The sequence below is a fragment of the Guptibacillus hwajinpoensis genome, from assembly GCF_001039475.1.
In the GTDB taxonomy this organism is placed as follows: domain Bacteria; phylum Bacillota; class Bacilli; order Bacillales; family Guptibacillaceae; genus Guptibacillus; species Guptibacillus hwajinpoensis.
Genome location: NZ_LELK01000001.1, coordinates 1625431 through 1639139 on the forward strand (window position 1 = coordinate 1625431; position 13709 = coordinate 1639139).

Genomic DNA, 13709 nt, shown 5'->3' on the forward strand with positions numbered 1-13709 from the left:
AATCAAATCTCCCACTAGTTAAAGACTCGAAATCGAGTTGTTGCCTATTCTTCCTTAATCAATCAAGATATGAACGCAGATCTTGCAGCAGAAGCATTGAAGAACATTATTCCCTAAACTTTAAGAACATTGTATCAGTAAATGTCTCGGTTGTTCTTCATCTTTTTATTAAGCTTACTTGTACATGAAAATCCCCTCATCGCTAGTGCCACGAGAGGGGGTTAGATTAGATTAAATTAAATTAATCGTCCAATTACTACAAATATTGCTAGTGCTAATATAATGATATTGGTAACAACAGATTTCATTTCTTTTCGTTTTGCATGATGAATAGCTGCTAATACCATGATAATCGAAAAGCCGACTGCAGCAAGCGGTGTTAAAACAGGAACAATATTAAGTAACCAAGGTAAGATTAAACCTACTGCTCCTAAGATTTCAACAATTCCAATAAAAGCAAACAAATTGGAGGCATTTCCCGTACGATCTATCTCTTCATTTCCTTTCTTTGAAGGCATGACTTTTTGGCTGCCCACCATTAAAAATAATAATGCTAGTAATATTTGTACAATCCATAATGTAATATTCATAATGGCTTACACTTCTCCTTTATTAATTTATCTCAAGGTTTTTAATGCACTACTCCAAGATATAACTTGGTCAAGCATTGCATCTACGTTAGTAAAATGTAATTCAGCTGGTTTAAATGTAGTGTAATTCTCAAAATCAGTAAATAAAGATAATGTAGGGTGTACACGAACATCAGCAATAAGTAATTCACCTAATATTCCTCGAAGGTGTTCAGCTGCACGAGCACCTCCTGTTGAACCATAACTTACAATACCGGCTGCTTTGTTATTCCAAGGTTCACGAGCTAAATCGAGTGCATTTTTCAAGGCACCTGTTATGCTGTGATTGTATTCTTGAACGATGAATACGAATCCGTCCAGGTGGGAAATTTTTTTATTCCATGCAACAATTCCAGAATCAGTTCCATCTGTTGTTCCTAAAAAAGGAAGGTTGTAATCAGCAATATCTACAACTTCATAATTGGCATCTGCCCGTTTATCAGCAATTTGTTTCACCCAATCTCCTACTTGAGGGCTAACTCGCCCTACACGAGTACTACCTAAAATAATACCTATATTTAATTTTCCTTTTGTCATTTTTCGTCTACCTCCTAGAATTGTTTTTGATTTAACTATATAGTAATAATAGAACCAAAGACTATTTTAAGGAAGTAGGCACAATAATGTGCCATAGTATACAAAAAGATACCTACAGGAGGAAACGAAATGCCTCATGAATGTAAAGTGGAAACAGCATTAGATATACTCGTTGGAAAGTGGAAGCCAGTTATCCTTTTTCACATATTTCAAGAAGAAGTTTTACGTTTTAGTGAACTACAACGTTTAATTCCTGATATCACAAAGAAAATGCTTACAACTCAATTAAGGGAATTAGAGTATCACGATATTATTAACCGTAAAGTCTATGCCCAAGTACCACCAAAGGTTGAATATTCAATAACTGATTATGGAAAAGGCTTAACGCCACTTTTGGATTCAATGCATAATTGGGGATTGTCACATTTAGAGCACTTAGATCAGATATACGGGGAAAGTAAATTGGAGAAAAATAACTAAAAAGAGCTATGTGTCACGTACCTTTCTAATATGATTCATTTAAATCACATCACTAAAAAAGACCAGAAGCTCGACTCGAAGCTACCTGGTCTTTCTGTATTATATAAGATGTACTTAAATCTCCATTTCCCAACGCGCTTTTTCCGTTTTCTTCAACTGATCTTCTGTTTCCTGAGGATACACCGTGCGGAATTTATGGTTGTCTGCAGGAATGATTTCAATCATCTTGTCGATCATATCTTTCGGATCGAACAGATCATTTAACGCAGCCTGCTGCTTCTCGATCTCTTCTCTTGGTGTAAAGTTCTTAACCTCATCGTACCACTTCCACATTTCTTCTGCGCTTCGTTTGTTGAAACCTGTATCGTACGCACCTGGATTAATTGTCGCGACCTGTACACCGAACTCTTTCAATTCATTATGCATTGTTTGAGCAATACCTTCGAGTGCGTGCTTAGAAGCCGTGTATGGACCTACGAACGGAGTAGCTGAAATACCAGCCATCGAGCTCATGAACACGATTTTTCCACTACCTTTTTTCACAAACTTTTGCGCAGCAATCTGTGCTGACTCAAGCGTTGCGAACACGTTCACCTCAAACAAAGCACGGAACCGATCCATCGGCACCTCTCCGAGAGGACCTCCTTCGTTAATCGCTGCGTTCGCTACGAAGATATCAAAATCGTACTCCTCGATCTGCTTGCGGTCCCGCTCGTTTGTAATATCCAGCTTGAATACTTCGATATCAAGATCCTGTTCACGTGCTTCACGCAATAAGTCCGTTTTCTGTGATGTTAATTCAGTCGTTGCAATAATCTTATGTCCCTTCTTCGCAAGACCTAGTGAAGCACCCCGCGCGAGGCCACTCCCTGCACCTGTCATAAAGATTGTTTTACTCATCGTCATTCCTCCAATTCATTCGTTATAACCTGTTACATGTCTTCCCGCTCATTCCTTGTTCAAAACAAACTGAAATGAGAGAAAAAAAGATAGGAGTCCCTTATTGTTGAATCGAATCACTAGTAATGCTCATTTAGCTTTCTACCACTTTCCATTTCCAATTATTTCAAACATCGCCTGCTCAGCGATAGTTTCAATACATCTGCGTATTAATTCCCCCTTCCTTCATTAACCCTCAACAAAAAAAAGAACCATGAGTACTCCCCCATGATTCCTGAATTCCTATCTATAAACCGTTCCGTGTCCGTGATGGTAACCATACCCCGGATAGTAACCACTGTGACCGTGATGATATCCGTATCCAGGAGCAGATCCACCTTGCCCGTGGTGGTAGCCATAGCCTGGTACATACGTGCCGTGTCCATGGTGATAGCCGTAACCTGGAATATAGGTCCCATGCCCATGATGGTACCCACCCCCAGGATAATAGCCACCATGACCGGTATGATACACGGGTCTTCCATATGCGTTATACAACAAAAGCCCCCCTCTTTCATTCCTACACGATAGACTATGTGGTTGTAGAGTCAAGCGTTTGGGCATGTGACTAGTCTCGTGATGCTGCGGTTGTTCGCACGAAGTAAAATCATCTTTCATAATCAAGTAGATGATCACCACTTCATGTTAAACTAATGCTAGAATATCGATTTTCCTACAGTATCCATAGAAATACTTAAATACTAGTTATGGTAGACGGGGCAGACTTCTCTATCAAATATTATGCGACTTATGAGGTGATCTCTCTGATTGATTATTTCAAACGCTACATCACTTCAAACACTGCCGGAAGATTACATATCCTCTATGAGGTCACACTTGCTTCGCTAGTGGTCTATTCCATCATCGTCGACACCAACTACTCCTTAGACTGGTTCATCTGGGGAATCTTAGTGATCGATTATGTTACACGTTTTGCTGTGAGTGACAATAAAGTGGAATTCGTTAAAACCAATGTACTAGAATTAATCGCCATCATCCCACTCGGGGAAATCTTCCAGTCCGCACGATTGATCCGGCTCTTTCGCGTTCTCCGATTACTAGCGATCATCAAGAAACGAAAATCATCGTTGAATGAAGTGTTTAGTCGATTAAACGTAGACAGATACATTATCCTCCTTATCGCATCGATGTTCATCGCCTCCTTGCCGATGGTCTGGTTAGAACCAGAATTCGAGCACTATGGCGACGCGCTCTGGTGGGTGATCGTTACAACGACGACTGTTGGCTACGGTGACCTGTACCCTGTAACTGGAATTGGTCGAATCATAGCGATCTTCTATATGCTTGTCGGGATATCATTGATTGGTATCGTGACTGGTACTGTAGCGTCAATGATTACGAAGCGGAAAAAGGTCCTCCCACCGGAACTTACCTTTGTTCATAACAAAATTGACGAGTATCCAGAGCTTACCGATGAAGATTACGAGGAGATTGTGCGGCAGATTAGGAAGATGAAGAAAGGATAGCCTAACGAGTTCAGTTTTGGAGTACAAAACGTGAGAATGCCTAACGAATCGAGCATCAAATTGTCTTTCAATTTGATGCTCTTTTTCGTTATTCCTTAGGTTCTTAATCTTAGGAAATCCAACCCAAACTCACAAAACGAAAAAGTAGGAATACAGTAATATTGAAAAACCAGAAGGATGGTGAGTGACCATACACACTTTTCATCATGGAAACGACCGAAGCCTTTTTCAATTCATGAACTGCGTTAATCAATGGATAACGATTACGTTTAAAAACGGACAAAAATTTCAAGTGTATCCTACTTCAATCGGCTTCACATCAGTAAGCGGATATGTACCGCACACGGTGTATAACGCATTAACTTGTCGGGGAAGTGAAATCAAATCAATAGCTCAAGCTCAGGGTTGTTTAAATCAATGGGTACAAGTAACCCTAAAGAATAATATCACTCTTTCCTTTTATTTAACTTCCTACGACGAGCAATACGTTGGAGGAAACTTGCAAACGAACGAGCTCCTTAAGTACTCTGACTTAATTGCAGACGTCACTTGCTAGCGGAACAAAAGCATTAAACAGCAACTAATAGAACAAGTTAACTCTTGCCTAATCTTATCCAGCCTACACCTCCCCCTTAATACGAAATGAGAAGAAGCTAGCTAACTAGCTTCTTCTTCTCATTAGGAGAAATCGCAAGTTCGCGAGTGACAGGCACTTGTCGAATTTTCTTCCTCCCCGCTATTCCTTGATTCCTATAGCTAACCGCAAAAACTCCCAACTTTTTAGGTACACAAAACCGTCAATAATGTTATACTATAAAGTAATTAATGCATCATATTAAGCAAAAAAACGAATAATGTGTTATATTGTTGAATTTTAAGGTATTTTGTCACTACATATCACCCCATGGCCCTTAATTTTAATAGAGAAGGAGTTTGATCGTGACGAAAAAAGAAACGGTTTATGTTGTATCAGATTCGGTCGGAGAAACAGCTGAACTACTAGTGAAGGCTGTGGCAACGCAATTTTTCGGACAAGAAGTCGATATTAAGCACTTTTCTTTTGTAAAGAGCTCACAGGATATTAACAATGTGATTACTGCGGCGAAGTACAATCACTCTATCATTGCTTACACCATCGTCTTAGAGGAATTAAAACTCGAGCTAGATCAAAGAGCTCACGCGGAAAACGTGATTGCTGTTGATTTAATGCAGCCTCTGTTGGACGCCTTCACTAAGAAATTTGATCGGCAGCCTCATCGTCAACCAGGTCAAATGCGAAAGCTAGATGAAGACTATTTTAAACGGGTAGAAGCGATTGAGTTTGCGGTGAAATACGATGACGGACAGGAAGTCTGGGGACTAAAGAATGCAGACATCGTCCTCGTTGGGGTGTCTCGGACATCGAAGACGCCTCTCTCGATGTACTTGGCCAACAAGCAATACAAGGTAGCGAATATCCCGCTTATTCCAGAAGTCCCTCCTCCCGCGGAACTTTTTAACGTTCCAAGGAAAAAATGCATTGGATTGATGATTTCACCTGACAAACTATATGAAATTCGAAAAGAACGATTGAAAAGTCTGGGACTAACAAACTCAGCCAATTATGCCTCACTTGAACGAATTTTTGATGAAATGACAAGCGCTGAAAACATTATGAAACGAATCGGATGTCCTGTCATCGATGTTTCAAATAAAGCGATTGAAGAGACAGCTGATATTATCTTATCCATCATTCAAAAAAGGGAGAGCTTACTATAATGGACAACAAATTTGTATTCCTATTTGATCATTCGAAAAACAGCGGCAAGGAACTACTCGGTGGTAAAGGAGCGAACTTAGCGGAAATGACTCGCATTGGGTTGCCCGTTCCGTACGGTTTTACAATTACGACCGATGCTTGTAAAGCGTATTACGATGCAGGAAAGTCCCTCTCAACTGAAGTCAAATCTCAAGTAGTAGAAGCCCTAACGAAACTTGAAAACAAAACGGACAAACAATTTGGAAACCCAATCAACCCGCTTCTTGTATCTGTACGTTCAGGAGCCGTTCATTCCATGCCAGGCATGATGGACACCGTTCTTAACCTTGGAATGAATGATGATACCGTTAAAGGCATGGCTGAGCTAACGAATAACCCTCGTTTCGCATATGATTCCTACCGTCGATTTATTCAAATGTTCAGCAGTGTTGTGCTAGATGTTGACCATTACCACTTTGAACACCATCTAGAAGATTACAGGGAAAGCAAGGGCTACCAATCCGATACCGAACTATCAGCCGAAGATTGGAAAGCAATAATAGAAGAATACAAATCCATCGTGAGTAAACAAGCGAAACAACCCTTCCCACAGGATCCAAAGGAACAGCTTTTCCTAACGATCGATGCCGTGTTTGATTCATGGAACAATCAGCGCGCCATCCTCTATCGTCGCCTTCACGATATACCTGGTCATCTTGGCACGGCTGTTAATATTCAAAGCATGGTATTTGGAAATATGGGAGAAGATTCGGGTACAGGAGTCGCTTTCACACGCAATCCATCGACCGGAGAATCAAAGCTTTATGGAGAATACTTAATCAACGCGCAAGGCGAGGACGTTGTTGCAGGAATCCGTACGCCACAACCGATCTCCACCCTTCAAGATGAAATGCCTGATGTGTTTCAACAATTTGTAGAAACATGCAAGCTATTAGAAAATCACTACAAAGATATGCAGGACATCGAGTTTACGGTAGAAGGCGGGAAACTGTTTATCCTTCAAACACGCACAGGAAAACGAACGGCCGAGGCAGCGATTCGAATCGCAGTTGAGATGGTAAAAGAAGAGATTATGGACGAGCGAACGGCTCTACTACGTGTCGACCCTGATCAGCTCAGTCAGCTACTGCATCACCGACTCGACCCTGACCATAAGAGTAAGCAGTTAACGACTGGCTTGCCCGCTTCCCCAGGTGCCGCCACAGGGATTGTCGTCTTTGATGCGGATGTAGCAGAAGTACGATCAAAGAATAAAGAAAAAGTCATTCTTGTTCGTCCTGAAACAACACCTGATGATATTCATGGCATCGTAGCTTCAGAGGCGACTGTTACGAGCCGCGGAGGCATGACGAGTCATGCAGCGGTTGTAGCTAGAGGGATGGGAAAAGCATGTATTTGCGGGTGTGATTCTTTGAAAATTAACTTGGATTCCAAACAATTTAGTGTAGGGTCAACAACTGTTCATGAAGGGGACACCATTACGATCGATGGTTCAACTGGTCACATCTTCCTCGGCGAAATTCCAATGATCGAACCTGAGCTATCCGATGATTTCCTATTATTGCTTCGCTGGGCCGACAAAGAAGCAACGATGGAAGTGCGAGCCAATGCGGATAACCCAATCGATGCAAAGAAAGCACTGGATTTCGGCGCAAAAGGCATTGGACTTTGTCGCACAGAGCATATGTTTATGGATGCCTCGCGCATTCCTACAGTAAGAAATATGATTCTGTCTGAAACGACCGAAGAACGAAAAGATGCTCTTGAGAAACTCCTGCCTATGCAGCAAGAGGATTTCGAGGGGATTTTTGAAACAATGCAGGGTCATCCCATTACCGTACGGTTACTAGATCCACCACTACATGAGTTTTTACCAGACAAAGAAGAACTTCTTGTTGCGGTGACAAAGCTTCAGCTGACAGATCCAGACTCAACCGAATTACAAGAGAAGCAAAATCTTCTACGAAAAGTAAAGGTATTAGAGGAATCAAATCCTATGTTAGGACATCGCGGTTGTCGATTAGGAATGATTCACCCTGAAATCTATGAAATGCAAATCATCGCTATCTTTAATGCGATGTCTAACGTGAAGGAAAAAGGAATCAGTGTGAAGCCTGAGATCATGATTCCACTAGTCAGTCACGTGAACGAACTGAAAGAGATGCGTCAGCTGGTACTCAACGTAGGGAATAGGCTTCAAAAAGAAACAGGTCAAGATTTCGACTACTTGATTGGAACGATGATCGAAACTCCTCGCGCTGCACTTACAGCTGATGGAGTTGCCGAAGAAGCAGACTTCTTCTCTTTTGGAACGAACGATCTCACGCAAACAACGTATGGTTTTAGTCGAGATGACGCTGAAGGCAAGTTTCTCCAACATTATGTGGATAATGATATCCTACCGAAAAATCCGTTTGTTTCATTGGATCAAGATGGTGTTGGTAAACTAGTCGAAAGCGGCGTCAAACTAGGCAGGAAAACAAAACCTACCTTGAAAACAGGGATATGTGGAGAGCACGGCGGTGAGAAAGAATCGATCTCTTTCTGCTTCCAACTCGGACTGGATTACGTAAGCTGCTCACCTTTCCGCGTTCCTTCTGCAAGACTCGCAACCGCTCAGGCTGCCATTCGTTATGAGGAAAGCAATCGGCGGAAAGAACATCAGTATCACTAAAACGAAGGATTGACTTAGAATCTACGAAGGGAGCTCTAGCATTTAGAGCTCCCTTTGTTTTGTTTAATACCCTTAGAATACCTAAGAATCTTTAACTATCTCCTGAATAGAAGTTGAGGTGAAGTTATGAATATTATTACTTCTATTTGGATAAAACAACAAATAGCAAGAATAAATAATGTATATGGAGGTTTTATTCTATGGGATTTATCTGGAGTTTAATCATAGGCGGTATCATTGGCTGGCTTGCTGGCGTAATAACGGGACGTGATGTTCCAGGAGGAATTATCGGAAATATTATTGCAGGATTTATTGGAGCATGGTTAGGGACTCTTATATTAGGCGATTGGGGACCAGATATTGGTGGGTTTGCGATTATCCCAGCTATTATAGGGTCAATTATACTAGTGTTAATTGTGAGTTTTATTCTTGGTAAAGTTCGTAAAAGTTCGTCTGAATAAGAATCGCAGCAACGATTCTGTAATTCCATCTCATAAATAAAAGGAGCACTAATTTACAATAATTAGTGCTCCTTTTCACTTCTTCTTTCGTTATTATCCATCGGGAGTGCCGTCCCCGCGATGCGTATAGTGCACAAATTAAAAGACGGTGATCAACAGATCACTTGGTCTTTTAGTAATGTCATCAAACTGATTCACTAGAACCACGTTCTTGTTTTTCACTTGATTCTCGTGAAATTTCTCTCCCAAGCTTTCTTATTCGGTGAATTTGTCCTAAATTCATGCCGAGCCATGCTCCAATAAATGCGAAACTATCATTAGGAAAGTTCAGGGGAACAGAGCCTATATCTGATACGACTACCATCACTGTCAAACCAATCGTTATAGCCAGAATGATGAGTAACCCTATACTCGCTTTTATCTTCCACTGCTTCTTCCCGTGACGCTCGATCTCGAAGGTCTGCACTCGCTGCATAGCTCTTGTACCTATGACCTTTCCTGTCAGTAGTGTAAACAACATATTCGCTACAAGGAGCCATAAGATGGCACACAACACACCCAAAATGATTGTAGTTGAAACTGCTGTAACTTCTACAAAGAACCACAACAAAGCGAATACCAATAGCATCCCTAGATTATTTTGAATTAAAAGCTTCTTTTTTAATCGCTTAACTTCTTGTAAATCCCAATTTCCTTCCTCCATTGGAGCTCACCTTCCCATTGAACATCTCTATTTCGCTTTCACCTTACCATAATCAATTTCACCCCAACCACAGAAAACCAGTAGAAAATAATGCAATTACTACAATTACATAGAAGCTCAATTGACTAAGCGTATAAATGTAATTCCTTCGATTTATCGCGTATTTCCATTCAAAAAGAGCTTGAACACTTTCTGAATCGATCAGAAATATAAACAGTACAAACCATGCTTCCAAATACCAAAGTGATTCTGCCGGGAGTCTCGTTACGTTGTAGAACGCACCAATAATAATAAATGCCATAAACGTAATTCTAATACTCCAATCAACCTTACTATGTAATTTATTTAAATGGTTATAAGAGAAAAATTTCCTCTTCTCAACCTTGAGCCATCTTCTCATAACAGCACTGAAAGTAAAGTTTAAAACAATAAGGATGATAATTAATAAGACTAGCTTTAGCCAAAAATCAGGACCTATGCCATACAAAAGCCGATCCTCCCCTCCTTCATACGATTTCAAAGGAAGATGATCAATAGAATCGTACTAACACCTTCCCCGTTTCCAATTATTTCAAACTATTAAAAACAACTCAATCATTTTTCCACATAAAAAAGAGCCTATCACATTGATGATAAACTCTCATAGAGATAGGGGGGCAGGTCCGAACCTGACCCCCCTCCTTCCTTTACAGTCTGATGAGAACAAATCAATTCATATCCCAAGGGAAAATGAATTATAGTAATTTCTTTTGCTCTAAAAGTAATGAGGCATGTAGGTGTTACTCAACTGCCAGCTTCTTAATTTCTGTTTTATAGGTGGACAAGAAACCTGTCCCTTTGTCCCTCAAAAATTTTTAGTGAGCCTGCACTGTTTGACGTTTGTTACCTTTTCTAAGCCACATTGAATAGAATAAGATAATCAAAATCCCAATTGAAATGGCAATGATATAAATAATAACAACGTTTGTTGAAATTCCTTCAACGAGTGACGAAAGAAACTGTCCTAGAAACGTAAACGAAGAGAAATACGCTAGATTCCTTCCTCGATTGCTAACATTACTTTTCTCGACGACCATATGATTGGCTAACGGAATCGTGAAACCAAATCCAAATCCTATAACAATTCCCGCAATTATAGCGACGATCAAGAAACTCTGACCTAAGGTTAATAGAATGAAACCAAGTGTAAACAGAGAAAATCCGGTGAGTAGCGTTTGATAATCAGAAAACCTTTTAACCATTTTAGGCATAATGCTAGCTGATATGACGGCTATTAGCGAAATCATCGCTAGGAAATAGCCTGTTGTTTCGGATCCTAATCCAAAGTTATTAGCTAGATAGAATGGTAGTGTGATAAATGCGATAAAAAACATTGTCATCGCTAATAAAGCTGATAGCAACACTGGAAAAATAGTCTTCGAAGTGCTCGCTTTCGTTTCTTGGCTCTCTTCCAAATGCATTGATTTCTTGAACGGCACAAAAATCAAGATGAACAACAGAGCAATCCATGCGATTAAATAAATCATAAATGGCCACTGCCACCCTATTCCACCTAGTACTCCTCCGATACTTAGAAAGATAATTCCGCCTGCTTCAATCGACATGCCTTGAAGAGCAATCATCTTCAAACGTTCTTCCCCAACAAAGAACTCAGCAAGAAGTCCTGTAGAAGAAGCCATGACGATCGCTGTTGCTCCACCTAGTAGTATCCGATCAGCAAATACGGGTATCGTTCCGGACAACCAAATAGCAGAGACCCCTAGCGCCCCATACAATACTAACCCTATGCATAAAGAAACATATGATCCGAGTCGGTCAATGAGCCGACCAGCAAGTGGAGCGAAAAGAACAACGCCAAGTGCTGGTAGTGTTGTCAGCCATGTGGCCATATCTTCTACTCCATAATGCTGTGATATTTCTATGAGAGCCGGTGTAATAGCACTCCCTACCATGATCGTTAAACTTGCAGCAAGCATTAAAGAAAAGATACCAACTTTCGATAAGTTATTCATTCTCTTACCTCCTTCATTACAAAAAACATCTTATCACAATATAATTAGTTAGGAAACTAATTAAAATACACTCTCTATTTATGCTAAAATACAGTTAGTTCAGGAGGTAGTACGCTTATGCATAAATCTCATAATGACGACATCGGATTTCAAGTTCAGCAAATATCCCATTTAGTAAAACAGCTTCAAAATGAACGATTAGTAAAAGAAGATCTTAGCATCTCTCATATGAATGTCATGTTTGTATTGTATGAAGAAGACCGAGTCAATCAATCACACATTCAAAATAACCTCGGCATTAAAGCTTCCTCTCTTTCTAAGCTGATTGATATTTTAATACAAAAAGGATTAGTCACACGAGAATCACCAGCTGGAGACGCTCGCTCTAAAATCATCTGTCTTACCGATCTCGGCAAAGAAAAACAGTCCCAGCTCTATAACGTAAGAGATGAATTAGAAAAGCAGCTAACCGAACATTTAAGTGAAGCAGAAACTAAGCAGCTTGCTAGAATGCTCTCACAAGTGAAGAGCAATATTGTGAAGGAATAGCACCACACACAAAAAACCACCAGGACGGTGGTTTTTTGTGATTGAATCCTTCTACCTCATGATCGATTCAGGATGATAGCTTCCGGGGTGAGAATTCTTCTACTTTGTCCTCAAAACTCATTCTCCCTAACTTTGGTATATACAGCGATAAAAATAATGACCGACCGAAACTGAACAGAACAAAGCTTAACCAAATTCCCCTATTCCCTAAGATCGGAACCGTCAGCCAGATTGTCGGCAGAAACAGAAGCAGGGCAAGAAGAATTGAGTCTCGAACTGGTGCCGCTTGGGTGGCCCCTGAGAATAGTCCTTCAAGCTGTAGCCCCCAAAAACCGAGTATGGGGAAGATGACGATCCAAATGAGCTGGTCATATGCGGCCGTCTGCACTTCGCCGATTGTCGTAAAGAGACTCACGATTTCCTCGCCCCATAACACCATCAGGAGGGAGAGAAAGACAGCAGATCCCACTCCCCATAGTGCTGATAAGTGAAACGCACGGGTGTAGAGTGGACGATTCTTACTTCCGATCGACCTTCCGACGAGGATACTTGAAGCATTCGCAAACCCTCCGAGCAAATAAGCCATTATATAATGAATTTGCAAAAGGATGGCATTGCCCGCGAGGATCACTTCGCCCAAACTCGCTCCTTTGGAAGTGAAGATGATTGTCATGGTCAGGAGGCATATTGTGCGGAGAAACAAGTCTCTGTTCACTTTGAACATCTTTTGAAGCGGTTCAAGCTCAGACAGCATTCTCCACCGAATTTCCTTAAGTCCTGGTTTGATTGAGCGATAGATGACGATTGCGCCAAACATGACGGCGGTTACTTCAGAGATCAGTGTTGCGGTAGCTACACCAGTGACGCCCATTCCAAATCCGAGCACAAAGACAACGTCCAGAATAATATTGAGAACATTCATTAGCACCTGGGTGGCGAGTGCCAGCCGGACTTTCCCCATTCCGATGAGCCAGCCGATCATCACATAGCTTGCCAGAATGAAGGGTGCTCCATAAATCCGAATGGAAAAGTAAGATGCAGCAATTTCTGAAACGGCTTCACTTCCTCCCATCATCATTAATGAGAGATGCAAGATTGGCGCCTGCAAAACGAGAAAAAGCAAACCGAACAGAAAGGCAACGATCATCGGTCTGAAAAAAGTTAACAGCATCTCCTTCTGATCCTTAAGCCCTTCTGCCTGCGATGTAAAGCCGCTAGTGCTAACCCTTAAGAATCCTAGCAGCCAGTACATCGTGTTAAAGATAACTGCACCAATCGCCACTCCCCCAATGGAGACCGGATCGGGCATACGTCCGACAACTGCCGTGTCAACTGCGCCGAGCAGCGGAGTTGAGATCCCTGAAATGACGAGCGGGAGGGCTAATAGAAGGTATTCTTTATGGCTGCAGGCTTTCTTTATTTCTAACGATGGTGATCCTATCTTCATAGTATTCTCCTTCACTATTCTTCAAACTCAGC

General features: G+C 41.1%; 15 protein-coding genes. 7 read left to right on the forward strand and 8 right to left on the reverse strand.

The window, feature by feature from the left end; translation table 11 throughout:
* Positions 1–236: 236 nt before the first annotated feature.
* Together AB986_RS08155 and AB986_RS08160 are read right to left on the reverse strand one after the other, a co-directional pair.
* The gene (locus AB986_RS08155; RefSeq protein WP_048310358.1) at positions 237–590 is read right to left on the reverse strand and encodes a DoxX family protein; all 354 of its coding nucleotides are present in this window, start codon (positions 588–590) and stop codon (positions 237–239) included.
* 27 nt (positions 591–617) lie between these two features.
* Positions 618–1166, reverse strand: a complete 549-nt coding sequence (locus AB986_RS08160) for an NADPH-dependent FMN reductase (protein WP_048310359.1) — start codon at positions 1164–1166, stop codon at positions 618–620.
* Positions 1167–1295: 129 nt separating this feature from the next.
* Between AB986_RS08160 and AB986_RS08165 the strand changes: the two genes are divergently transcribed.
* Positions 1296–1646 (forward strand): winged helix-turn-helix transcriptional regulator, encoded by a 351-nt coding sequence (locus AB986_RS08165; protein WP_048310360.1) that lies wholly within the window; start codon positions 1296–1298, stop codon positions 1644–1646.
* Positions 1647–1760: 114 nt separating this feature from the next.
* Here the strand turns inward: AB986_RS08165 and AB986_RS08170 are convergent, their stop codons facing one another.
* Together AB986_RS08170 and AB986_RS08175 are read right to left on the reverse strand one after the other, a co-directional pair.
* Positions 1761–2546: an SDR family oxidoreductase gene (locus AB986_RS08170; protein ID WP_048310361.1), complete on the reverse strand. Its 786-nt coding sequence runs from the start codon at positions 2544–2546 to the stop codon at positions 1761–1763.
* A 282-nt stretch (positions 2547–2828) separates the two neighbouring features.
* Positions 2829–3083: a hypothetical protein gene (locus AB986_RS08175; protein WP_236690323.1), complete on the reverse strand. Its 255-nt coding sequence runs from the start codon at positions 3081–3083 to the stop codon at positions 2829–2831.
* A 209-nt stretch (positions 3084–3292) separates the two neighbouring features.
* Between AB986_RS08175 and AB986_RS08180 the strand changes: the two genes are divergently transcribed.
* The 5 genes from AB986_RS08180 to AB986_RS08200 all read left to right on the forward strand — a co-directional run bounded on the left by AB986_RS08180 (position 3293) and on the right by AB986_RS08200 (position 8966).
* Complete coding sequence (locus AB986_RS08180) at positions 3293–4072, forward strand: potassium channel family protein (RefSeq protein ID WP_084006458.1); 780 nt, start codon at positions 3293–3295, stop codon at positions 4070–4072.
* Positions 4073–4256: 184 nt separating this feature from the next.
* Positions 4257–4628: a hypothetical protein gene (locus AB986_RS08185; protein WP_048310363.1), complete on the forward strand. Its 372-nt coding sequence runs from the start codon at positions 4257–4259 to the stop codon at positions 4626–4628.
* A gap of 383 nt (positions 4629–5011) precedes the next feature.
* The gene (locus AB986_RS08190) at positions 5012–5830 is read left to right on the forward strand and encodes a pyruvate, water dikinase regulatory protein (protein ID WP_048310364.1); all 819 of its coding nucleotides are present in this window, start codon (positions 5012–5014) and stop codon (positions 5828–5830) included.
* On the forward strand, positions 5830–8505 hold the full coding sequence (ppdK, locus tag AB986_RS08195) for a pyruvate, phosphate dikinase (protein ID WP_048310365.1): 2676 nt from the start codon (positions 5830–5832) through the stop codon (positions 8503–8505). The genes AB986_RS08190 and ppdK overlap by 1 nt, the downstream gene beginning before the upstream one ends.
* Before the next feature lie 200 nt (positions 8506–8705).
* Positions 8706–8966, forward strand: coding sequence for a GlsB/YeaQ/YmgE family stress response membrane protein (locus AB986_RS08200; RefSeq protein ID WP_048310366.1), 261 nt, complete (start codon positions 8706–8708; stop codon positions 8964–8966).
* Between the two features lie 184 nt (positions 8967–9150).
* Here AB986_RS08200 and AB986_RS08205 read toward each other — a convergent pair whose 3' ends face one another.
* The 3 genes from AB986_RS08205 to AB986_RS08215 form a co-directional block, all read right to left on the reverse strand.
* On the reverse strand, positions 9151–9669 hold the full coding sequence (locus AB986_RS08205; RefSeq protein ID WP_048310367.1) for a hypothetical protein: 519 nt from the start codon (positions 9667–9669) through the stop codon (positions 9151–9153).
* A gap of 58 nt (positions 9670–9727) precedes the next feature.
* Entirely contained in the window at positions 9728–10156 is a 429-nt protein-coding gene (locus AB986_RS08210; protein ID WP_048310368.1) for a DUF4181 domain-containing protein, read from the reverse strand.
* A gap of 367 nt (positions 10157–10523) precedes the next feature.
* Positions 10524–11681, reverse strand: coding sequence for an MFS transporter (locus AB986_RS08215; RefSeq protein ID WP_048310369.1), 1158 nt, complete (start codon positions 11679–11681; stop codon positions 10524–10526).
* Between the two features lie 117 nt (positions 11682–11798).
* Here AB986_RS08215 and AB986_RS08220 point away from each other — a divergent pair, with 117 nt between their 5' ends.
* The gene (locus AB986_RS08220) at positions 11799–12230 is read left to right on the forward strand and encodes a MarR family winged helix-turn-helix transcriptional regulator (RefSeq protein ID WP_048310370.1); all 432 of its coding nucleotides are present in this window, start codon (positions 11799–11801) and stop codon (positions 12228–12230) included.
* Positions 12231–12297: 67 nt separating this feature from the next.
* Here AB986_RS08220 and AB986_RS08225 read toward each other — a convergent pair whose 3' ends face one another.
* Positions 12298–13677: an MATE family efflux transporter gene (locus AB986_RS08225; protein ID WP_048310371.1), complete on the reverse strand. Its 1380-nt coding sequence runs from the start codon at positions 13675–13677 to the stop codon at positions 12298–12300.
* Positions 13678–13709 lie beyond the last annotated feature (32 nt).

Bases quoted from the DNA above. Each gene is read 5' to 3' on its own strand.
- AB986_RS08165 (WP_048310360.1), top strand. From the start codon at position 1,296: ATGCCTCATGAATGTAAAGTGGAAACAGCATTAGATATACTCGTTGGA.
- AB986_RS08180 (WP_084006458.1), top strand. From the start codon at position 3,293: ATGGTAGACGGGGCAGACTTCTCTATCAAATATTATGCGACTTATGAG.
- AB986_RS08220 (WP_048310370.1), top strand. From the start codon at position 11,799: ATGCATAAATCTCATAATGACGACATCGGATTTCAAGTTCAGCAAATA.
- AB986_RS08170 (WP_048310361.1), bottom strand. From the start codon at position 2,546: ATGAGTAAAACAATCTTTATGACAGGTGCAGGGAGTGGCCTCGCGCGG.
- AB986_RS08225 (WP_048310371.1), bottom strand. From the start codon at position 13,677: ATGAAGATAGGATCACCATCGTTAGAAATAAAGAAAGCCTGCAGCCAT.
- AB986_RS08200 (WP_048310366.1), top strand. From the start codon at position 8,706: ATGGGATTTATCTGGAGTTTAATCATAGGCGGTATCATTGGCTGGCTT.
- ppdK (WP_048310365.1), top strand. From the start codon at position 5,830: ATGGACAACAAATTTGTATTCCTATTTGATCATTCGAAAAACAGCGGC.
- AB986_RS08215 (WP_048310369.1), bottom strand. From the start codon at position 11,681: ATGAATAACTTATCGAAAGTTGGTATCTTTTCTTTAATGCTTGCTGCA.
- AB986_RS08205 (WP_048310367.1), bottom strand. From the start codon at position 9,669: ATGGAGGAAGGAAATTGGGATTTACAAGAAGTTAAGCGATTAAAAAAG.
- AB986_RS08155 (WP_048310358.1), bottom strand. From the start codon at position 590: ATGAATATTACATTATGGATTGTACAAATATTACTAGCATTATTATTT.
- AB986_RS08160 (WP_048310359.1), bottom strand. From the start codon at position 1,166: ATGACAAAAGGAAAATTAAATATAGGTATTATTTTAGGTAGTACTCGT.